27 protein-coding genes and 2 pseudogenes are annotated in these 20812 nt (G+C 54.2%); 17 read left to right on the top strand and 12 right to left on the bottom strand.

Annotated elements, in window-relative coordinates:
- The first annotated feature begins 359 nt into the window (after window positions 1-359).
- From QMN93_RS24030 to QMN93_RS24085, 12 genes are all read left to right on the top strand, one after another.
- Window positions 360-788, top strand: a complete 429-nt coding sequence (locus tag QMN93_RS24030) for an antirestriction protein (RefSeq protein WP_032656177.1) — start codon at window positions 360-362, stop codon at window positions 786-788.
- Between the two features lie 41 nt (window positions 789-829).
- On the top strand, window positions 830-1240 hold the full coding sequence (locus tag QMN93_RS24035) for a DUF1380 family protein (protein WP_032663704.1): 411 nt from the start codon (window positions 830-832) through the stop codon (window positions 1238-1240).
- A 49-nt stretch (window positions 1241-1289) separates the two neighbouring features.
- Window positions 1290-1487 carry a hypothetical protein gene (locus QMN93_RS24040; RefSeq protein WP_032663705.1) on the top strand — a complete coding sequence of 66 codons (198 nt, stop codon included), beginning with the start codon at window positions 1290-1292 and terminating at the stop codon, window positions 1485-1487.
- Window positions 1488-2226: 739 nt separating this feature from the next.
- Window positions 2227-2499 (top strand): hypothetical protein, encoded by a 273-nt coding sequence (locus tag QMN93_RS24045; protein WP_032663707.1) that lies wholly within the window; start codon window positions 2227-2229, stop codon window positions 2497-2499.
- Between the two features lie 43 nt (window positions 2500-2542).
- The gene (locus tag QMN93_RS24050) at window positions 2543-2908 is read left to right on the top strand and encodes a hypothetical protein (protein ID WP_032663708.1); all 366 of its coding nucleotides are present in this window, start codon (window positions 2543-2545) and stop codon (window positions 2906-2908) included.
- Between the two features lie 67 nt (window positions 2909-2975).
- On the top strand, window positions 2976-4988 hold the full coding sequence (locus QMN93_RS24055) for a ParB/RepB/Spo0J family partition protein (RefSeq protein ID WP_032663710.1): 2013 nt from the start codon (window positions 2976-2978) through the stop codon (window positions 4986-4988).
- Window positions 4989-5025: 37 nt separating this feature from the next.
- The gene (psiB, locus tag QMN93_RS24060; protein ID WP_032663712.1) at window positions 5026-5460 is read left to right on the top strand and encodes a conjugation system SOS inhibitor PsiB; all 435 of its coding nucleotides are present in this window, start codon (window positions 5026-5028) and stop codon (window positions 5458-5460) included.
- Window positions 5457-6185, top strand: a complete 729-nt coding sequence (locus QMN93_RS24065) for a plasmid SOS inhibition protein A (RefSeq protein ID WP_032663715.1) — start codon at window positions 5457-5459, stop codon at window positions 6183-6185. The genes psiB and QMN93_RS24065 overlap by 4 nt, the downstream gene beginning before the upstream one ends.
- On the top strand, window positions 6182-6508 hold the full coding sequence (locus QMN93_RS24070; protein WP_032663716.1) for a hypothetical protein: 327 nt from the start codon (window positions 6182-6184) through the stop codon (window positions 6506-6508). Before QMN93_RS24065 ends, QMN93_RS24070 begins: the two co-directional genes overlap by 4 nt.
- Window positions 6509-6564: 56 nt before the next feature.
- Window positions 6565-6939 carry a hypothetical protein gene (locus QMN93_RS24075; protein ID WP_032663718.1) on the top strand — a complete coding sequence of 125 codons (375 nt, stop codon included), beginning with the start codon at window positions 6565-6567 and terminating at the stop codon, window positions 6937-6939.
- Between the two features lie 170 nt (window positions 6940-7109).
- The gene (locus tag QMN93_RS24080) at window positions 7110-7187 is read left to right on the top strand and encodes a DUF5431 family protein (protein WP_158409081.1); all 78 of its coding nucleotides are present in this window, start codon (window positions 7110-7112) and stop codon (window positions 7185-7187) included.
- A 55-nt stretch (window positions 7188-7242) separates the two neighbouring features.
- On the top strand, window positions 7243-8583 hold the full coding sequence (locus tag QMN93_RS24085; RefSeq protein WP_004196353.1) for an IS1202-like element ISEsa1 family transposase: 1341 nt from the start codon (window positions 7243-7245) through the stop codon (window positions 8581-8583).
- 255 nt (window positions 8584-8838) lie between these two features.
- Here QMN93_RS24085 and QMN93_RS24090 read toward each other — a convergent pair whose 3' ends face one another.
- The 8 genes and pseudogenes from QMN93_RS24090 to QMN93_RS24125 all read right to left on the bottom strand — a co-directional run.
- Complete coding sequence (locus QMN93_RS24090) at window positions 8839-9261, bottom strand: nickel resistance OB fold protein NcrY (protein WP_032072095.1); 423 nt, start codon at window positions 9259-9261, stop codon at window positions 8839-8841.
- A 161-nt stretch (window positions 9262-9422) separates the two neighbouring features.
- Complete coding sequence (locus QMN93_RS24095) at window positions 9423-10553, bottom strand: Ni(II)/Co(II) efflux transporter permease subunit NcrC (protein ID WP_004196366.1); 1131 nt, start codon at window positions 10551-10553, stop codon at window positions 9423-9425.
- 12 nt (window positions 10554-10565) lie between these two features.
- Window positions 10566-10835 (bottom strand): nickel-sensing transcriptional repressor NcrB, encoded by a 270-nt coding sequence (locus tag QMN93_RS24100; RefSeq protein WP_004196355.1) that lies wholly within the window; start codon window positions 10833-10835, stop codon window positions 10566-10568.
- 105 nt (window positions 10836-10940) lie between these two features.
- Window positions 10941-12239, bottom strand: a complete 1299-nt coding sequence (gene nirA, locus QMN93_RS24105; protein ID WP_004196314.1) for an MFS transporter — start codon at window positions 12237-12239, stop codon at window positions 10941-10943.
- Between the two features lie 233 nt (window positions 12240-12472).
- Window positions 12473-13231 carry a hypothetical protein gene (locus QMN93_RS24110; RefSeq protein ID WP_004196325.1) on the bottom strand — a complete coding sequence of 253 codons (759 nt, stop codon included), beginning with the start codon at window positions 13229-13231 and terminating at the stop codon, window positions 12473-12475.
- A 53-nt stretch (window positions 13232-13284) separates the two neighbouring features.
- Window positions 13285-14205 carry a methyltransferase domain-containing protein gene (locus tag QMN93_RS24115; RefSeq protein WP_004196315.1) on the bottom strand — a complete coding sequence of 307 codons (921 nt, stop codon included), beginning with the start codon at window positions 14203-14205 and terminating at the stop codon, window positions 13285-13287.
- Between the two features lie 62 nt (window positions 14206-14267).
- Window positions 14268-14639 carry a hypothetical protein gene (locus QMN93_RS24120; protein WP_004196359.1) on the bottom strand — a complete coding sequence of 124 codons (372 nt, stop codon included), beginning with the start codon at window positions 14637-14639 and terminating at the stop codon, window positions 14268-14270.
- Between the two features lie 124 nt (window positions 14640-14763).
- Window positions 14764-14956, bottom strand: a pseudogene (locus QMN93_RS24125) (MFS transporter); the annotation flags it as partial.
- A gap of 29 nt (window positions 14957-14985) precedes the next feature.
- On the opposite strand from QMN93_RS24125, the gene QMN93_RS24130 reads away from it, so the two are divergent.
- Window positions 14986-15963 carry a chromate resistance protein ChrB domain-containing protein gene (locus QMN93_RS24130; RefSeq protein ID WP_004196334.1) on the top strand — a complete coding sequence of 326 codons (978 nt, stop codon included), beginning with the start codon at window positions 14986-14988 and terminating at the stop codon, window positions 15961-15963.
- On the top strand, window positions 15920-17296 hold the full coding sequence (chrA, locus tag QMN93_RS24135; protein WP_004196363.1) for a chromate efflux transporter: 1377 nt from the start codon (window positions 15920-15922) through the stop codon (window positions 17294-17296). Before QMN93_RS24130 ends, chrA begins: the two co-directional genes overlap by 44 nt.
- Before the next feature lie 30 nt (window positions 17297-17326).
- On the opposite strand, the gene QMN93_RS24140 is transcribed toward chrA, so the two are convergent.
- The 4 genes and pseudogenes from QMN93_RS24140 to ydfV all read right to left on the bottom strand — a co-directional run.
- The gene (locus QMN93_RS24140) at window positions 17327-18016 is read right to left on the bottom strand and encodes a hypothetical protein (protein WP_004196322.1); all 690 of its coding nucleotides are present in this window, start codon (window positions 18014-18016) and stop codon (window positions 17327-17329) included.
- A gap of 13 nt (window positions 18017-18029) precedes the next feature.
- Complete coding sequence (locus QMN93_RS24145; RefSeq protein WP_008460272.1) at window positions 18030-18767, bottom strand: HupE/UreJ family protein; 738 nt, start codon at window positions 18765-18767, stop codon at window positions 18030-18032.
- 43 nt (window positions 18768-18810) lie between these two features.
- A complete protein-coding gene (locus QMN93_RS24150; RefSeq protein ID WP_009651956.1) occupies window positions 18811-19176 on the bottom strand; it encodes a hypothetical protein in 366 nt (121 codons plus the stop codon).
- A gap of 127 nt (window positions 19177-19303) precedes the next feature.
- Window positions 19304-19402 (bottom strand): annotated as a pseudogene (gene ydfV, locus QMN93_RS24155) (protein YdfV); the annotation flags it as partial.
- A gap of 24 nt (window positions 19403-19426) precedes the next feature.
- On the opposite strand from ydfV, the gene relB reads away from it, so the two are divergent.
- From relB to QMN93_RS24170, 3 genes are all read left to right on the top strand, one after another.
- Window positions 19427-19666: a type II toxin-antitoxin system antitoxin RelB gene (gene relB, locus QMN93_RS24160; RefSeq protein ID WP_004196370.1), complete on the top strand. Its 240-nt coding sequence runs from the start codon at window positions 19427-19429 to the stop codon at window positions 19664-19666.
- Window positions 19666-19953, top strand: a complete 288-nt coding sequence (gene relE, locus QMN93_RS24165; protein WP_000323025.1) for a type II toxin-antitoxin system mRNA interferase RelE — start codon at window positions 19666-19668, stop codon at window positions 19951-19953. Before relB ends, relE begins: the two co-directional genes overlap by 1 nt.
- Before the next feature lie 71 nt (window positions 19954-20024).
- Window positions 20025-20183 carry a type I toxin-antitoxin system Hok family toxin gene (locus QMN93_RS24170; RefSeq protein WP_013087178.1) on the top strand — a complete coding sequence of 53 codons (159 nt, stop codon included), beginning with the start codon at window positions 20025-20027 and terminating at the stop codon, window positions 20181-20183.
- The last annotated feature ends 629 nt before the right edge of the window (window positions 20184-20812 follow it).

Raw genomic sequence — 20812 nt, forward strand, 5'->3', positions numbered from 1 at the left:
TGAACATCGTCGTTAACGTAGAGAATTAACTCATTCTGTATAGCTGATAATACAAGGATGTCAGTGCCTTCCGCTTTTATCCGCCGCCGCCCTCCGGGCTACGTCGGGACAATGAAACTCCCCTGAAGCTCCGTGCGGTGACGGCATGCGCCGTGACTTCACTGTAGCCCGGCCGCATCGGCCACAAGGGTTCGCTGACGCCTCCGTCCTCACCCGTTCGCACCCTTCACGGTGCATTCAGCCCGTGAAGGCTTTGCGCTGCGGCTTGCGGCATCGCCCCTGTGTCCTCCGCTTTTCGCCGGTCTGTCGTGTCGTCACGGCGATGCCGGAACCGAGAATATGTTAACCGTGGAGGATCTATGAACCAGACCGTGACCTGTGATGCTGTTCGTCTTGAGGGTGCGCAGCGCCTGACTTTCCTGCCTGATTTGTTTGGGGGCGATTTTATGACGTCCGAGGCATCCGTGTACGCCTACGCCCAGCGTTATTGCCCTGAGTATCAGGGGGGATTCTGGCAGTTTTACCGGCTGCCGGAAGGCGGCGGATATATGGCGCCTGACGTGGAGAGCCTGACCCTGTGCAATCGGGAAAACTGGTTTGAGCAGACTGTCAGCGGGGAAGTGGCGGGGATCATCCTCACGGCGCTGGTACTGAATCACCGGAGCTGGCACCACAGTAACCATGACCATGAGGAGCTGTGCCGCCACTTCTGCCGCCGTTATGAGCAGCTTATGGCATTTGCTGATACCCATCCTGAAAGCGCCACGATCTGGCGTGCCCTTGACTGACTGACAACGGGCGGCGATGCCGCCCGACTAAAGGAGAAAACATGATTGGTACAGCAAAAGAGATCGCCATCGAAATGCTGCGTGATGACGATAATGACGGCGAGAAATTTGTATTCGCCAGCTGGAGCCGGAACGATATTCGCGGTCTCTGCATTGACTGGGATCTCAGTGATGAAGAGATCGACGTGGTGATGGAAAGACTGGAGGCAGAGTTGTATCCCTCCGGATGTGTCCCTCTCATCTACAACATTGTTGAGGTGATGGTGGAAGAAAAACGGAAACACCGTAATGTCACCATTCCGGCAGCGGCGCTTGCGGTGGTGATGCAGCTTGCAGGGAAGGAAATGGAGCGTATCGCCGTATGCGCTGAGGATGGCGGCGGATCGGCAGAAGAAACCCTGAAAGAAGAAAACGACGTCATGTTGAGCCTGCGCGCTGCGCTCGATGCCTGACAGAGAAACCGGAGGCGTTGCCTCCGGAAACTGAAAAAAGGAGAACACCATGCAACTGTCACCGGAAACCCGCAGCATCCTGCGCCAGTATAAAACGCTCATCAACGAGCGACGTCGCGAATCCGGACTCAGCCCCGTAACCACAGCGAAAGTGCTGGACGAGATCTGCGAATCGGCTACCCGCCAGTGTGCCGTCTATCTTTGCGGCCACTTCATTCTCCAGGGCGGTGAGGGGGATGCACAGTAAATAATCCGTGCGGGGCATATGCGCCGCCTGTTTGCGCGCGAAAACACTGTCATCCCTTCGGGCTGACGGGGCGGCAAGGCCAGCGCCTGCGGCGCTGCCCCCTCCCGTCCTGGTGTAAGTCAGGATAAATGCAGAGGAATGCCATTGTGAGAGCAAATTGTCACGGATACGGTCCTGCGTGGCGTGGCGTGGCGTGGCGTGGCGTGGCGTGGCGGCTCTGAAACCCGATCAGCAAATCCTCTGAAAACACCTGAATCCCACTTCTGGCCCCCTTCGGCTCCCGGCCAGCGTTGCTGTCCGGTCGTCGAGCCCCACTCCGCCAGGGCGGCTGCTGCGCACCCGCCGGGCTCCGCCGAACCCGCAAGCGGTTTCGGGCTGACGCTAGGGTCTGATGGCGAAGGTCAAAGGCTGCGGCTTCTCCGGCCGTGCCGTCCGGAACGCCTTCACCGCGCCGGCTGATGCCGTCGCTTTAATGGCGCCACGCCGTTCCGTCGTGTCGGGTGTGTGCATCCTGTTCCCCCGGTGAAGCCATCCCCCGTGCGTCCTCACGCGGAGGGCTTGTCGTAGCACCGTCAGTTCGTCATCCGAAGGGTGAAATGCACTCCGCCAAAACTTTTTGCGTGCCGCCAAAACTTTCGTCTCCGCCCTTCTCCTGCCGCCCTGCCGTTGCTCCTTTGCCCTTTGCCGCGAGAGAACTCACCAGGGAGATGGACAACCATCACCACAGGAGAAAACCAGGATGCACACACGAAACGTCAACGTCAAAACCGCCGCTCAAGAATCTTCCAGCAAGATGGGGGAAGAACAAAGCCCTGTTTCTGTCGCACGGGAATGGGTGGCTCAGGCCACTTCGCTGAAGGCGGGGGTCACCGTCACCCTGTCCGACGTGTCCCGATACGGCGACGTGCAGGTGGAGATCAGAACCTACGGAACGCTTAACTGGCGCGCCTGGTCATTTGACCCGGATTTTCTTTTGGAACTGAAACGCAATCTGCAGTACGTGCAGCTTTAACCGGAGGCCGGATGTCCGGCCTTAACCCAGAGAAGGAGGAAACATGCAGAACCTTAACACCCGTCCGGCGACCCGTAAGGTCGGGCAGAGCACCGAAATCGTGAAGCTGCTGCGCATTCAGGCCAGCGACACCCACGTGGTCGAGTTTGACAACGTGGACACCCGATTTAATGACTGCAACAACTGGCAGGTGATGGCAGGAGGGAAACGTGTCCTGTTCAGCAACCGCATGTATGAGCGTTTTTCAGATGTGAAATCGGGGATCGTGGCAACGATCAACGTGTGTGAAAACAGCGGCAGCGTAACGGATAAAGCGATGCTGGAAGGGGCAAAAGTCATGATGCAGGTTCTTGATGGCTATCCGTCCTTTGCAGCACTGGCAGCACACCCGAAACGCATTACTGATTAACCGAGTGCCGTGACCGGAGGGCAATCCGGCCACGGCTAACCACAACTATCACTGAGAGGTAAAAATCATGGTCGCCACCAATACTACGGCAAAAAAACCAGCTAAGACCACCCGTCAGACAAAATCTGCGGAAAAAAAAGCGCAGTCTACCGAGCAGAAGCTCGTCCAGCTGCTCGCTGATACGCCCGTGCAAATCTTCCCGTACTCCCGCCTGTCACACACGGGCTTAAACACGCGCATCATCCCGCATACCGATCGGGAAGTGGAAGAGATGGCAGACAGCATTCAGGCAATGGGCATCCTCCAGAACCTGATCGGTGCAGAACTGCCGGACGGTACGATCGGCATTGTCGGCGGGGAAGGTCGCCGCAGAGGCACAGGCATTCTGGTGATGCGCGGTGTGCTCGATGCAGACACGCCGTTTGTTCCGGTGAAAGTCCTGCCCGTGGAGATGGCTGTGGCGGCCTCGCTGATTGAGAACGGCAGACGCAAGAACATGCACCCTGCCGAGCAGATTATAGGTTTTCGCACCCTTGAGCAGGAAGGTAAAACCGCCTCACAGATTGGCGCCCTGATGGGCTACCACCCGCGCCACGTTCAGCGCTGCCTGAAGCTGGCGAATCTTGCCCCCTCCCTGCTGGACGCGCTGGCGCGGGATGAAATCTCCCTTGAACAGTGTGAAGTCCTGACACTTGCTGATACCCATGAGCGTCAGGAGCAGGTCTGGAAAGAGGCTGTTGAAAAGTGGCGCGATCCTGCCGTACAGACTCTGCGCAAAATGGTGACTGACGACAAGATGGCCATCAGTCACCCTATGTTTGAGTATGTGGGCGAGGAAGCTTATACCGCCGCTGGCGGTACGCTTACCGCCGACCTGTTCAGCGACAAGGACAGCACCTTTGCCGATGCGGCGCTGGTGAAATCTCTGCTGGCTGGCAAGCTCACCGTGCTCGCCGCCCGCGTTAAGCAGGAGCAGGGCTGGGGCTGGGCTGAGTATCGTATGACGGAACTCAGCTTCAGCGGTGAGGACGGTGAACTTTACCGTTTTGCCATGCCGAAAGCTGTCCTGACGGAAGAAGAACAGAAGCGCGTCAGCGAGCTGGAAGAACAAAGGGACGCCACTGAAACCTGCGATGACGAATACGAGCTTCAGCAGCAGATCGATGACATTTACTGCGAGGCAGAGTATCGCGAAGCCACGCCGGAATTTCGCGCCGCCCACGGTATCTGGGTGTCATGGGATGGTAACAATTTTCGGGTTCAGCCAGGTATCCGCAAGCTGACCGACGAAGACCGGGCAGCTGAAGAACAGGCGCGTCAGGAACGTGAAAAGAACGTGATCAGATACACCACGCCTGACATTCCCGCAGACGCCTATCCGGCAACGCTGGTTAAGGCCATGTCAGCCGAACGTACTCTGGCTGTTCAGGCCGAACTGGCGGGTCGTCCTGACGTATCGGTGGCGCTCCTGACGTGGACGCTGTGTCTTGCGCTCTTTGAACGCACCCACGGCAAGCGCAGCCAACCGCTGAAAGCCTCCGTGTCCTCGAATCAGTATCACCTTGCATCACTGGCTCCATCCGGTGACGAAGGGAAGGCGCTGACGGCGCTCAATGCACAGAAAAAGGCGCTTCAGGCAACGCTGCCAGAAAACTGGCATCTCGATTTCACCTGGCTGCTGTCATGGTCAGCAGAGCAGATAAACACCCTGCTGGGATTCTGTGCGGCACACGGTATCAACGGTATTCAGGAGCGTATGTACAACCATACGCAGAAAAGCGAACTGGACGGGCTGGAAGCGGCGCTGGACTTTGACCTGCGCAAATGGTGGCAGCCGGATGCTGAGAGCTACTTCGGTAAGCTCACGATCTCCCAGATTGGCAAAGCCTATGAAGAAGCCGGACTCAGCGCCCGTGCAGGTGAAGTTGTGAAGCTCAAGCGCCGCGATGCGGCGAAGGCCGCCGAACAGGATCTGAATGCTCAGGGCTGGCTGCCTGACTGGATGGTGCGCACAGCGCCAGCCGCTGGGGCTGAAGAAGCCACCGAAACCGACGCTAACACTACTGACCACGCTGCTTAATACCGGAGGCCGCCGCCTTCGGGCGGCGGGAACAGACATGACCATGCAATATGACCTGAACCGAATCAACACCCTGACCGCATCCGACCTGGAGTTTATCCGTCATCAGGGCGAGGACGCGCGCCGCGCCCTCAGCGATGCCGTGACCGGCCTCCTGTCGACACCTGAAGGATGGCGCGTCTGCGCCGAGTTCCGCAGCGAGTTCGGCGGCTTCTTCCCCGTCCAGTGCCGCTTCAGCGAGGACGGCAGTGATGACTGGCATCTGTGCGTGTGCAGCCCCGGCGAAGTCTCGCCGTACTGGCTTCTGGTGCTGCTCTCCTCCGGCGGTGACGTGGTGCGTACCCTTTACCAGAGCGACACGCTCCAGCCTGACCGGATAAACCAGATGGTCGCGCAGCTGGCAGGTATGCGCCGCTTTAACTGCACTGCCAGCACCGTGGTGAAGCTGATGAATGTGGAGGTGACAGCATGATCCCGTCCTCACACGCGCTCGTTTCCCTGAAGCCCGCCCGTCAGGCTGCAATACAGGCTATCAGCCATGTTGAGTCTGCCCGCGAACGCGGCGCACGGCTGCCCGCCATGCCGTATGTCCGTACCTTTCTGCGCCTTCTCACGGGTAGCGGACGTCTCAACGCCACGGTGGCCAATAAAATACCCGGCCTGCACTGGGTGCCAAATAACCGTCATTCAAACCTGAAACAGGTCGAGGAGGCACTTAACACGATGATCGCCACCAGTGGCGAAGCCTGCCCGCTGCCGCTCACGATTGACGTACAGGCCGAACTGTTTCCTGAAGTCATGCACACCCGCACGGGTCGACGGCTGCACAGGTCCGGCATTAAGACCACGCGCCAGCTGCGCCGCCAGTCCCGCGAGTACGAACAGCGCTGGAAACTGCGCCAGAACCTGCTGGAGCAGGCGAAAATCGACCTGAATTTTCAGTCACCGGAAACCGTCTGCGCCTGGTACACCCGGTGGAGCGACGAGTTTGACGCGGCAGAGCTTGCCGGACCGTTCTGGCGCTGGCAGTCGCGGTTCGCGTCGCTGAAGGAACTTGACTGGCTTCGCATCAGCGGTGAGCCGCTGTATACAGTGATGTACGAAATCCCGTTTATCGTGCGGGAAACACCTGGGCATGTTCGTGTTGCTGAACGCTGGCAGGTGCCAAATAAGCTGGCTGATCGGAGCGGTGTATGAAGTGGCGCTATTCCCTGCGCTGGAAATTGCCACACAAGCCCTGCCCTGGCCCACTGGAGCTGGTTTCAGTTGTCGTGGAAGCAGGGCAGGCGGCACCTGAAGAGGTGATGTCACGCTGGGTTGCTGGCTCAGGTTACGCTGTATGCGTGGATTTTCTCGGCCAGAAACAGATCCAACGCTGGAGCGATGAACGAAAAGCAGCGGTGAGAAGGCGCAACATGCAGGCACGGATTAATCGTGTTGCCCCTTTGTTTGCCGATGAGTTAATCGAGCGTGAGCTGGCTGCACGCCCGGCGTATTTCAATGGCAAGTCCGGCCGGTGAATCAGATACAATGCTGTCTGACTGCTCAGATGGCCAAATACAAGGAAAGCGGGAATATGAGGTACTTTTTAATTGTTATATTACTGTATGCGCTGTTCTTTTTAATCGTCAGGCATGCTGCGCCAGAATGGGAAGGCACGACAGGTTATTATGCTGGCCTGTTCATTTGCAGTCTGATAGCGATGGTTATCACATGGCGTGATACGCCAGGCTGGTTCGATAAAGTCCTGCTCGGTGTAATGAAATACGGCGTTCTGAGTGCCGGGATTATCTTCTTTATCTGGGGCGTCGGGTACAAGCTGGCATTCTGGGGGCAAAGTAATTCTGATGCCGTATTTGTAAGTGCCGGGGACGTGATTCTGCCTAATCTTGCGCTTGTCACGGGCGTAGTGATCGCGGGATGGGGATACATGAGATATTTCAGGCGCTAAGCAGAATAAAGCGTGGATATACCTGGTCAGAAATAGCACTTGCCCGGTATAATCGACGTGGCGCTTGAGGCTTTTTGCCTCATGACGTGAAGGTGGTTTGTTGCCGTTGTTGTGTGGCAGAAAGCAGAAAGCCCCGTAGTTAATTTTCATTAACCCACGAGGCCACCTGTATGCCTAGACAACATCAGGATAGCCTCTTAGATGCCGCAAGGCAAGGAGAAGAAGGCCATGTTAACACCAAGCTGTAATGTCCCCTTTGAACCATTCTAAAATGTCCCCAGACAATTCTCTGGGGGATTTTTCATGATCAAAGAGACTGTTACGATGAGTCATAAGGAACTCCACCGACTTCAGATTATTCAGGAGTCAATTAATCGACATATTACTCAGGAACAAGCTGCGGCACGCATTGGCATTTCTATTCGGCAGGTTAAACGTCTGGTGCAACGGTATAGAAATGAAGGGCCTTCTGGTCTGGTTTCCCACCGACGTGGAAAGCGTCCTAATAATTCCTTTTCTACTGAATTCAGAGCAACAGTAATTTCACTCCTCAAAGGCCGTTACGCTGATTTTGGACCTACGTTTGCGTGCGAAAAATTGCGCGAGATACACGGTTTATCTTTATCCGTTGAAACTCTCAGAAAGTGGATGATAGAAGAGGGGTTATGGCGTGAACGCCGTCGTAAAATTGCCCGTATATATCAACGCCGCATGCGACGACCATCTTACGGTGAACTGATCCAGATTGATGGCTCACCTCATGACTGGTTTGAAAATCGAGGCCCCAGATGTACACTGATCGTTTTCATTGATGATGCCACCAGTGCGTTGATGGCGTTGCGTTTTGTGCCTGCTGAAACAACCCGGGCTTACATGGAAACCCTCCGGGGTTACCTTAATGATCATGGCGTACCGCTCGCTCTCTACTCTGATAGACACAGTATATTCAGGGTAAATAACCCAGAGCGGGAAGGTGAGCTGACCCAGTTCACTCGTGCGATAAAGACACTGGGCATCGAGCCAATCCATGCCAACAGCCCGCAGGCAAAAGGGCGGGTAGAGCGCGCCAATCAGACACTACAGGACAGGCTGGTCAAAGAAATGCGGCTTCAGAATATCAGTGATATTGAAACAGCAAATGCATGGTTGCCGACCTTTATTGAAGCCTATAACAACCGGTTCGCTACGTCGCCTCGTACTACTGATAATGCTCATCTTGATGTGCACCATTCTGAAGAGGAACTGGGTTATATCTTCAGCCTACAGGCGAAGCGCGTTCTGTCTAAAAATCTCACTTTCCAGTACAAAAGCAGTGCGTTTCAGGTACGCAGTGAGGGCCGGGGATATCGACTTAGGCATTCGGTTGTTACTGTATGCGAGAACTTTGACGGTGAAATTAACGTTCTGTATGACGGGAAAGCGCTGGGCTGGGAAAAGTATGTTGATGGCCCGGAGCCTATACCACTGGATGATGAAAAGAGTGTCCATGAACGAGTGGATAATGCCCGTATTGATTTACGCTCAAAATACTATGTTAAACCTAAAGCTGACCATCCCTGGCTTACGCGCCGAACGCAAAGTCATCAGCAAGTTAAGCCCCCGAAGTTACCTAAAAAGAAGCCTGATCCCGATAAAAAAGATTGAAACCAAGATCGATTCGGTTGAGTGCATATCCATTCATAGGGTAGATTCTTAAGTCGCGTTTCTGGTGTTCATTTTCGGGTGGTTTGTTACTTGTTTTACCGGGGATATGCCAGAAACGCGCTGAGTCAGTCTGGGCGGTGCGCGTAATGCGGCGTTATGGTAAATAGCCTATGCTAATGTCCGCTAAGAGCGAGAAGCGGACGTTTGGTTGACGAACTATATATATAAAAAAACATAGCCCGTCAGAATTGTGTTTTAGGGTTTGCTGATAACTGCAACATATAAAATTGAACCATCATTTTCATGGCTTACCGGTCCACTGACCCGTACCAGGTCCTGAGCATCGAAGTGCTGCCCGTTCCAGACTTTCTGCGGGATGCGGACTTTGATGGTACCGGTTGGGTCGCGGAACGTATACCACTCGTCCTGCTGCTGGCTGACAACATTGCCTTCCAGTGTGATCCACGCCCCTTCGTGCATTGACGATACGATCTGAATCCGGCTTTGACTATTCTCCTGCTGAACTTTATGACCGGCATACATGTGCTCAGTGACGACAGGCTCTTTCTCTGCGGAGAAGCCACCTTGCGCTGCCAGAGCAGGAATGGCGATGAACGAAGTGAGTAACACTCCGGTGACGAACTGACTGAAATATTGTTTTTGCATAGCAGATTCCATTTATAATTTTACATCCCCCATGGGGGATATTGTCGATGATAAATGAGCGGCTATAAAAGCTCAATTCCTATCCCCGGCAGGGGGATAAAAATATGATGGGCTTCAGAAATATAAAACCCACCGGTTGGTGGGTTCAGGCGTGAGATTCATACAGGAGAAAATCAGCTCGTTACGCCGATCCAGCCGTGATAGCCCATGTAAATGCCGACAAGTGCAATCAGTACGCTTGAGAAGTATGGAGCCCGCCGCGCCAGCGTATCCAGGCCACTCCAGCGTTTGGTTGCCTGACGAACGCTGAAAGCCGCCGCTGCGCCCACTGAAACCAGCGTGATCGCTAAACCGATGCTGAAACACAGTACCAGCGCGGCACCGAGCGTAAATTCCTTCACCTGGATGCAGAGCAGCAAAACGGTAATGGCTGCCGGGCAAGGAATAAGGCCGCCGGTCAGGCCGAACAGGATTATTTGTCCGGTGGTTACGCTGCGATTCGCAAAACGTTTTTTGATGTCGTTCGCATGCGCTTTTTCGTGAGCATCCTGATATTCGCGAGAATTAACATCCAGACCTTCCAGCGAGGAATGATCGTGGTCGTGTTCATGTTCACGGAATTCCACATCATAATCATGCACATGGCCGCGATGGCCTAAAGACAGGCGAACATCAAAGCTGTGTGGCTCCGGGATCGCCAGGGCCGATTCCATAAACCCGTCTTTTTCGACGAAATCAAATACCTGTGAAAATGTCCCTGGACCACGGTTGGTCACCAGAGAAATGTCGCGAGCTTCCCATTTCTTGCCGCTGAGCGAGCGTAAACGCCAGTGAGGGGGTTGTCCTTCTTCGAAAATCGAGAGTTCAACGCTGCCATGGCCCGTATCGATGATGCGGGTTTCGTCATGATCGTGATGACCGTGGCTGTGTTCCTCTTCCTGCTCCATCTTCCACAGCTTTTCGCCGCGCCAGGTTCGCCAGAACATCCATGCCGCCGTACCGAGAATGATGACGGCGGAAATCAGCTGAAACCAGGGTTCGGCTGATTCAGCAGTGAATTTCTGACTGATATACATTCCGCCGAACGCAATGAGCCAGACAACAGACGTATGAGAAATTGTCGCGGCAAGCCCCAGTAATACCGCTTGCTTGACCGTTCCCCGGATGGCCACAATAAAGGCGGCCATCATCGTTTTGGAATGCCCTGGCTCCAGTCCGTGAAGCGCACCGAGCAAAATAGCGCTGGGGATGAACAGCCAGGCATTGGCCACGCCTTGCTGTAAAAGAGTGGAAAAATCAGTCATGTTTCGCTTGCCTTAAAGATATTTAGTTATCTCTTTAAATTCGCTAAGCGTCTTATCAGACTCCGTGTGGTCAGCATGAAGGGCATCCTCCAGGCAGTGATCCAGATGGTCATGAATTAAGGTACGCTTCGCATTCGTTATCGCCTTTTCCACAGCGTGCAGTTGCTGGGCGATATCCAGACATGCTTTCTCATCTTCGAGCATCTGGATGGTACTTTTCAGGTGCCCTGCGGCACGTTTAAGTCTTTTAATAATGTCAGGGTGTGATGCATGAACGGTCATGGTTTATCCTCTCCAGGTGGAAGGGATAAGATAATGTGTATCAACGCCATGGTCACACTTTTTATCGGCTTATCCTCTCCTGATACGTTGTCTTTTTTTGGGAAATTACTTCTCTTTCTTCGGCCAGGACGGATGTTCATCGTCAATGACGAAATCATGCTCATGGGTCGATTCGTTGTTTGTTTCCGGGTCTTTGTGGCTGTGAACCTGAGCGTACACTTCATGCTCAGGACGCCAGATAAGTACGGCGGTGACCAGCGACAATGTTGCCACAACAGTCAGGGCGATGAATGAAGCCTGTGTCCCCCATGCCGCACCAACCCATCCGGCCAGCGGATAAGTCACCAGCCAGCATGAATGTGACAGTGCAAACTGGGCGGCAAACAGCGCCGGTCTGTCTTCCGCTGTTGACGAACGGCGCAGCAGGCGACCACCCGGTGTCTGAGAAAGTGAATAGCCCACCCCCAGCAGTGCCCAGAGCACAACCAGCGTGATGTAATCCTTCAGGAAAATGCCTGACCCCAGGCCAATGACTAAAAGCGCCGTACCTGCAAGCATCGGCATACGGTCGCTCATGTTGTCGAGGAGTCTGGGGAGAACCAGGGCCGATACCATGGACCCCACGCCGAAGAAGGCCAGCGCAATAGCGGTAGACCGCTGTGAGAAACCAAAGTCCGCCTGAACCAGAACGACGGTGTTGACGATAACCATTGCACTCGCTGCCGCTACGGCCATGTTGAGTGCCAGCAGGCCGCGCAGTCTGGGCGTTTTCAGGAAGATGCGCATACCTCGTGTAGTTTTGTCATAGATGCTGCGTTTGACCGTTAACGCTTTCATCTTCGGCAGTGTCACGGAAACAACCAGAGCTGCTGAAGCAAGGAACCCGACTGCCGTACCGGCAAACAGGTTGTGGAAACTCATGACCGTCAGCAGTGCAGCCGCCAGCATAGGGCTGATGACGCTTTCAAGATCGTAGGCCAGACGTGACAGAGACAGCGCCCGGGTATATTCACGTTCGTCAGGAAGAATATCCGGGATAGTTGCCTGGAAAGTAGGCGTAAACGCCGCCGAGGCAGCCTGAAGAATGAAGATCAGGATGTAGATTTCCCATATCTGGGTGACAAAAGGCAGCGTGATAGCCACGAGAGCGCGAACCAGGTCCAGTGTTACCAGCATGGTGCGACGCGGGAATTTATCGGCAAAAGCCGCCGCCACGGGCGCAACAAGAATATAGGCGCTCATTTTGATAGCCAGCGCGGTACCCAGCACTGCCCCGGCTCTGTCACCTGCGAGATCGTAGGCCAGTAACCCTAACGCAACGGTCGCCAGACCGGTGCCAATAAGGGCGATAACCTGTGCCATAAACAGGTGGCGATAGGTACGATTAGAAAGAATGTTGAGCATCAGGAAATCTCTTGGTTTGAAATCACATCCCCCCCAGGGGGATATTCAAAGCATAGAGGGACCTGAAAAAAATGACAAGCTTTATCCGGGTGAGGAGGATACTGATTCGTCTGTTATCTTGGATGTTAAATAAAAAAGCTTCAGGTATCCCAGCGTTATACCTGAAGCAGCATAAAAAGTGTCGAAGGTGTTATCGCCGCTTCCCTGCGCAGCCCCTCCTGACGAGAAGGGAATTAACTCAGTTGTCCCAGACAGGTTTTCAGGCTCAACCGGGTGGCTTCAATATCACTATGGATAATGGTGCACCAGTCATCACGGTTAGCCCGAATGACCTCCAGCCAGTTATTCAGTGCCTGATTAAACGCCATGGTTTTCTCGCGCTGCGGCCAGCTCATCTGGTTAGTGCTGTAAATGTCCTGCCCTGGCTGCGGCATTAGTACGGTTTGCTGCGTCGACATCCGGGAAGTCACCGGCCAGGTATCAGAGTTGCCATCCCAGGAAGGCATCACCGGGAAACCCGCTCCGCGCAAGGCCATATCCCAGGTGGCATCAAACAGGTATGTTTTGCCCTGTAGCTCAAAAGCCACAGTGTCATGAAATCCCTGTGTTTGCGGCAAAATTGCCAGAATATCCGCAGGTACAGGCAAATCAGCCCAGTCAAACCGCACCAGCTTTCGCTTTGCCGTAATGCCACCATCGGTCAGCAGTCGTTCGGCAGCAGCGGCTTTATGACGGCAGTCGCCAAAGCCCTGCTGAAACAGACTCATGCTTTCGCCATTCCATGCACCGAGCTGATAGGGTATCCGCCTGACCAGCTCAAAAATGGCTCTTCGCAGTTCAGTTGAGCCAGGTTTAAGCCCGAGCGACTGCAAAACCCAGCCCGGCGTTATCGCCTCTTGTTGATTGCGGCGGGTGTTTATTTTTTGCCATGTTTCACTGACTTTTTCAGCCAGAGAGGCTGCCAGGGTTTCCCCCGGCAGTAATGTTGTCATCAGCAACGCTCCTGTGGTGGTGAGAAAATGTCTGCGCGTCAACATATCGGGCGTTACACCTCTACGTTGCGACGAAGCGCCGACATAACCAGTGATTCACAGACCACTTCTTCATCCTCTGCCCGCTTTACGCCGGGGAAGACCATCTGACTTACCGGGGACGAACGAAGCCGGTGATAACGGGCAATCGCGCCATTCATTCCTCCCATTTGCTTACGTCTGACCAGCCGCAGTCCGTGCTCCCAGGCGACTTCATCCATCGCGCTCGCCAGAACAGGGTCATGGTTGAAGATCAGGACGCCATCCTCTTTCAGCAGGCGTGCAGCGCTGCGAAGGAAAGCCGTGTAATCCTGTTCGAAATAGGCCGCTGCCTGGGAGTAGATAATATCGACCTCACCTGCCTGAACACCTCTGTTTTCCAGCGCTCCCAGCCCGGCTGCTGTCACGTAAGGATGCTCAGTCACGCCTTTTGGCAGCGATGCATGCCACGGTGTGAGATTAGTGAAGTGCAGGAATACGCTTTCCCCAAGTTGCTCCCTGAACTCCCCGGAAAGCCCGGAAATCGTCGCCTGATGGCCGGCACATTCCTCAGCGCGAAAACCCGCCCAGGCGGCACCAATTTCCAGGAAGGTGACTTTCCCGTTTTTGTGGTGAATGTTTTTCGCATAGTGGGCGATGTCGAACCCAATTTCTCGCGCCAGGCGAAATGAACCGCCGCTGGATGTCCAGGGGCCATCAAAGCCAAAGGCAAGGATCGCTTTGAGCATCGAGCCCGTTTCCTGATGCATCATTTTCAGGAACGGAATGACTTTACGCCGTGAAGGAACCGGGACATTCGGACGCATTTTTTTGGCCTGAAGGTCGCGATTAACGCCCATGCAGAGCGTCTGCCAGTGCAGGGGATCAACACGATAATTGAGTGCAGTGAAATTACGCGCAATCTCTCGACGCGCCTGGATAGAGTCTTTATACATAGCCTCTCCGCTAAATCTGAAGTTGATTAAAGCCGGGCAGCAAAAACTGCCGGTAACAGCGATCAGATCTGGCGGATGCTGGGAGGACGGTAAATGATGTCCGTGGCCTTAACCGGGCTACGAAGATCGGCAAGCGGCAACCATCTGTCTGTTACAGGAGAGAGGGAAATCTCTACAGAGGGCGGCTGCTCAGGGGTTTCATGGAAATGGTCTGTCTGATGATGGCCTGCGTGGCCAGACTGAGGGATATCCGAATCGTGAGAGTGATCCTGCATTGACATGGTGACTTCTGCGTCATGCAGATTCATCTCGTAGCCTGTCAGGCCGTTTGTACCGTGCGACGCAAACGTCACCATCGACGACATCATCATGCCAATGGCCATGATGACGATCATCAGAACATAACGGGGCGAACGTTTAAACATCGGGTACATCGCTGATTGCTTTCCTCAATAGACAATGACAACGGTATAAAAAGATTAGCATCCCCCCGGGGAGGATGTAAGGGCTGGAATGTAAAGTCTTGTATTGGCGATATGAATAAAAAGGCCCGCATAATGCATCAGCGACCGGGGCGACCAGAATATAAGCAAGCATCTTCATTGCCAGCGCCGTTCCCGACTCCCCCTGCCCTGTCGCCCGCCAGCAGGCCCAGTGCAACGGTAGCAAGACCGGTACCGATAAGAGCAATTATGAGCACCATAAAAAGATAGCGATATGTACGGTTAGAAAGACTGAAAATATGTAGCAATCTCTACCATATGTATTAATCTCTACACTATGAAACTACATATCCTTATTCTGACACTGCCCACTGAGCAGGCCACATTACGTATGCGTGTCTGGCGGGCATTAAAAAATACCGGTGCCGCCATGCTGCGCGACGGCGTTTATCTGTTGCCTGAAGCGCAACAGAGCCATGAGATTTTTAACGAGATGAGTCGTGAAATCAGCGGTGAGGGAGGAACGGCCTTTGTTTTTGACGCAGAGACTTCCGACGAAGAGAAAATTCGCCCGTTATTCGATCGCTCTCAGCAGTACCTGATCCTGATGGAGAGCCTTCAGGTTTGTAAAAACGACCTTAATGAGGAAACCGCGGTCAGCCAACTGAAGATGGTAAGAAAACTTCGTCGCGAGCTGGATCGGATTGTGGCGATTGATTTCTTTCCTGGTGAAGCGCAGGCGCAGGCCATTTTTGCCTTGTCAGAACTGGAAGCTGGCATTAACAGGTTCATCTCTCCCGGAGAGCCTCATGCCGTCAGTGGCTTGCTGACACGGCTGAAGCCTGAGGATTTTCATAACAGGATCTGGGCTACGCGTCGCCGGCCATGGATTGACAGGCTTGCCAGCGCCTGGCTTATACGGCGTTTTATCGACCAGGATGCGCAGTTTCTCTGGCTTAAGGATGGCAACGATTGCCCGGAAGAGGCGGTGGGGTTTGATTTTGATGGCGCGACCTTCAGCCACATCGACAATCGTGTGACCTTTGAAGTGCTGATGGTCCGCTTCGGGCTGACGGGGGATGCCCTGAATGGTCTGGGGATGCTTGTGCATTACCTTGATGTTGGCGGGGTTCAGCCCCCCGAAGCCGCTGGCGTTGAAAGTGTACTGGCAGGATTGCGTGAAAGCATTACGGATGATGACACATTACTCACAGCGGCCTGTTCGCTGTTTGACGGTCTGTTAACGACGTTTGAAATGAGGTCCGGCCATGATGAACAAAACGGAGTTGCTGACGCTGGCAGAGGAAAACGTTAAGCCCAAGCCGGTCCCCCTGAAGGAGGCGTTCTGGTTCTGGATGAAGCTGGGTTTTATCAGCTTTGGCGGTCCTGCCGGACAGATTGCGATCATGCATCAGGAACTGGTCGAGAACCGGCGCTGGATTTCCGAGTCCCGTTTTCTCCACGCACTCAATTTCTGTATGGTGCTGCCCGGTCCGGAAGCTCAGCAACTTGCCACCTACATTGGCTGGCTGATGCACAGGACCTTGGGCGGAGTGATAGCGGGTTTGTTATTTATCCTTCCCTCACTTTTTATTCTTATCGCGTTGTCGTGGATCTATATCGCCTGGGGAGACGTTGCCATTATTGCCGGTATCTTTTACGGCATTAAACCCGCCGTGGCGGCAATCGTGCTGCAGGCGGCGCATCGCATCGGCTCCCGTGCGCTGAAACACGGTGCCCACTGGGCCATAGCTGCTGCGGCTTTTGTGGCCGTTTTCGCCCTGAACGTTCCTTTTCCCGTCATCGTTATTTCAGCAGCGATAACTGGCTTTATCGGCGGACGCATCGCGCCGGAAAAATTTCACAGCGGCAGCGGGCATAACAAACAGGAGAAAGCCGCCGTTGATGCTGCGGTTATTGACGATCATACGCCCGTACCGGCGCATGCCCTGTTCAGCTGGGCGAAACTGTTAAGGATTGTGGCAGCGGGTGCACTGCTCTGGCTTATTCCCATGACGGTGCTGACGCTGGGGCTGGGCTGGGCGCATCCGGTGACGCAGATGGGCTGGTTCTTTACCAAGGCTGCGCTCCTTACCTTCGGTGGGGCCTACGCCGTCCTGCCATACGTTTATCAGGGTGCTGTCGTCAATTTTGGCTGGCTGACTGCCGGGCAGATGATGGACGGGCTGGCGCTGGGAGAAACCACGCCCGGCCCGCTGATTATGGTGGTCACGTTTGTCGGATTTGTGGGCGGGTATACCCATGCCGTTTTTGGCGCGGATATGCTGTTTGTCGGCGGCGCCGTTGCCGCCTGCATGGTGACCTGGTTTACCTTTCTCCCGTCCTTCATTTTCGTGCTGGCAGGCGGGCCGTTTATCGAAACGACCCACAACAAGGCGGGTTTCACGGCACCTTTAACCGCCATCACAGCGGCCGTAGTGGGCGTCATTGTTAATCTGGGGCTGTTTTTTATCTGGCATACCGTATGGCCGGAAGGCGCAAAGGGAGGGATCGATATCCCTGCCGCCCTGATTGCCGTCGCCGCTGCGTTTGCGCTTTTCAGATTAAAATGGAAGGTTACGCACGTTATTGCCATGGCGGCTCTCGCCGGGCTGATACTCCGCCTGACCGGGCTGTCAGCTGTGTGAAAAGGGGCAGGTTATCCTGCCCCTGATTTATCAGATAACCCGTTTGATGTTCAGGTAGTCGCCGGTTGTATCAAGCTGGATCGTGATGGTCTCAGAACCACGATTTCGCCAGAACCAGCCATGTTTACCCTCGAACGCGGCCTGTAAAACGCCGTCTCCGGATGTGATCTGCCGGGCTTTACCATAGCCATGGTAGAAGCCTTTCGGGGCGTTGACCGGATCGCCGTGCGCATCCACGTTTACCGGTCCGGAACTTGTCCACTGATAGGTCACGCGGGCATCTTTGCGCATTTCCAGTTTAACTTCAGCAGCTTCGTTAGGCTTCAGGGTGATGAGCATCTGATGACGTTGCGAGCCAGCCGATGGTACTTCCGGCGCGCGCGTGGTCGCCGGAACGCTCAGCTCCGGGTAGGTGTTCTGCGTTATTGCCGGAGGATTATCCGGGATCGGTCGCTCATTAACTGGCGCAGCCAGCTGTCCTTGCTGAACAGCGCTGGCCTGATTATCGGCATCAGCTTCTTCGGCAAGCTGCGTTTTGATTTCTCCCATCTGCTTAAGCCCCAGTAAACGACCCACGCCAGTAGGATCAATGCCGTATTCCGAAGGCATGACGACGGTGATCAGCAGCGTCAGCGCCACGATGGCGGCGAGGATAGTGGACTGCATCAGTTTGATGGCAGAAGGTAATTCTGCGCGTGTTGGTAAATCAGTGTTGTACATTGTTTTGTCTCCCTCAGGCTAAAATGTAGCCACAAAGCTGGTAACTCATTAACAGAAATCCCGCGCTCATCATCACCACATTGGCGGTATAAGCGTGTCGGAAAAAGCTCGCCGTTTGCCGCCAGTAGCTCATAACGATCAGGATGGCGCTCAGCGCGAGCAGCTGGCCGATCTCAACGCCAATGTTGAAGGCAATCAGGTTGACAAACAGGCCATCGGGAGAGATTTCGAATTCCTGGATTTTGGTTGCCAGACCAAAACCGTGGAAGAATCCAAAGATGAGCGTCGCAAGCTTCGTGTTGGGCTGAACGCCAAACCAGCGCTGGAATGCCCCGAGGTTATCAAGCGCTTTATAGACCACGGACAGCCCGATAATGGCGTCAATAAGGTAAGCACTGACGCTGATATCAAAGAAGGTGCCGATGAGCAGCGTCGTTGAATGCCCGATAGCGAACAGGCTAACGTACAGCCCGATATCACGCATTTTGTAGAGAAAGAAAATCACCCCGAACAGAAACAGCAGATGATCGTAACCGGTCACCATGTGCTTCGCGCCAAGGTAGATAAACGGGATGATGTTCACCCCGGTGATTTCCTGGATGTACCCTTTGTCGCCTTCCGCCACGCCGTGCGCATACGCGCCCTGGCTGTAGAAAAGCAGTAACAACAGGAAAAACAGACAAGCCGAACGCGCCTGAGCTGAAAGCAGGCGAGCGCTCAACCGGCCCTGTGTATCAAGGCTGGTATACATAAAAATCCTTACATGTTGAATAATAACGAATTAGCAGAAGTTATTACGCAGACAGGATTCTCGGAGGGCGTTCGGGGGTGGACTGCGGCATTTGCAGTATTTGTTCTGAACTCAACGCATATATCACCCGCATGCCCGGATTCCATGCGTGCAGAGTAGGCAGAGCAAAGAGTTTATTCAGATCGTGGGAATGATCGGCATTGAGGTGATGCACGCTACCGTGGGAGTGAAACAACAATGGATCGTGCTCATTCAGTGGTTCATCGCTGTCGTGTTGATGGTCACTGATGGACGTTGTTTCCTGAACGCTGTATGCAGCCTGTGGCTTTGCCATAAACGAACTGCTCAGCACGGCAACAGCCATGATGATAAGCACGATTCTGGAAATGACTTCACGGCTGATAAACACAGTTAACGGCATCCTGATGATACAAAGTAACAACGTGCGTAATGTATCCGCTATGCTGGCTTGATTTCAATAGTTGTTTTGAGTTTGGTTTTGTCTGAAATGTTCAACAAATCCTGCCGTCCACTTCTGGCACAAAGCGGACAGTGATCACCGTTCTTACGACTACTTTCTGACTTACTTCGTGACTTGCCCTAAGCATGTTGTAGTGCGATACTTGTAATGACATTTGTAATTACAAGGGGTGTAAGACATGGGTAGCATTAACCTACGTATTGACGATGAACTTAAAGCGCGTTCTTACGCCGCGCTTGAAAAAATGGGCGTAACTCCTTCTGAAGCGCTTCGTCTCATGCTCGAGTATATCGCTGACAATGAACGCTTGCCGTTCAAACAGACACTCCTGAGTGATGAAGATGCTGAACTTGTGGAGATAGTGAAAGAACGACTTTGTAATCCTAAGCCAGTACGTGTGACGCTGGATGAACTCTGATGGCGTATTTTCTGGATTTTGACGAGCGGGCACTAAAGGAATGGCGAAAGCTGGGCTCGACGGTACGTGAACAGTTGAAAAAGAAGCTGGTTGAAGTACTTGAGTCACCCCGGATTGAAGCAAACAAGCTCCGTGGTATGCCTGATTGTTACAAGATTAAGCTCCGGTCTTCAGGCTATCGCCTTGTATACCAGGTTATAGACGAGAAAGTTGTCGTTTTCGTGATTTCTGTTGGGAAAAGAGAACGCTCGGAAGTATATAGCGAGGCGGTCAAACGCATTCTCTGAACCAAAGCATGACATCTCTGTTTCGCACCGATGGTGACACTTCTGCTTTGCGTTGACAGGAGAAGAAGGCCATGAAACTGCCGCGAAACACCCTGCTCTGGTGCGTATTAATAGTGTGTCTCACACTGCTGATATTCACTTACCTGACACGGAAATCGCTCTGCGAAATCCGGTACAGGGACACGGACAGGGAGGTGGCGGCTTTTATGGCTTACGAATCCGCTAAGTAGCTAACCCCGGCGGGGGGAAACCCCCGCCATTCAGGGGCTGAGACTGTGTGGACATGCCTGAAGCGCCTTTATGAAGGGGTTGCCGGTTTACCGGTAGCCCCTTTTTCCATCCCGAAGGGTGCAGTCGCATGCATGAACAACCCGGAAGGTCTGTTCCCCTGCGGGGAACGGGGGAAGGGGGACGCGCCTCCGGCGCTGCCCCTCGGCTCCCTCCGTCTTGTCAAAACGCCTGCCCTTCCTGCCTGATTTTGCTGAAGTCAGAGCGCCATGAGTTACCTGCCTGTACCTGGCTTCAGCCTGGTTTTCCCTGTGTTCTTCATCCCGGGCGTCATATCCGTCGTCCTGCTGGTTATCTTTCTCCGCTGCAGCTCCGTGGCCATAACCCGAAAACAGGGCAGGGCGATGGCCCCCTTCGGCTCCCGGCCAGCGCTGCTGTCCGGTCGTCGAGCCCCACTCCGCCAGGGCGGCTGCTGCGCACCCGCCGGGCTCCGCCGAACCCCTTCGGGTTTCGGGCTGACGCTAGGGTCTGATGGCTAAGGTCAAGGGCTGCGGCTTCTCCGGCCGTGCCGTCCGGAACGCCTTCACCGCGCCGGCTGATGCCGTCGCTTTAATGGCGCCACGCCGTTCCG

The sequence above is a fragment of the Enterobacter sp. R-1.6.2 genome (genome assembly GCF_035064085.1).
Lineage (GTDB): Bacteria > Pseudomonadota > Gammaproteobacteria > Enterobacterales > Enterobacteriaceae > Enterobacter > Enterobacter asburiae_B.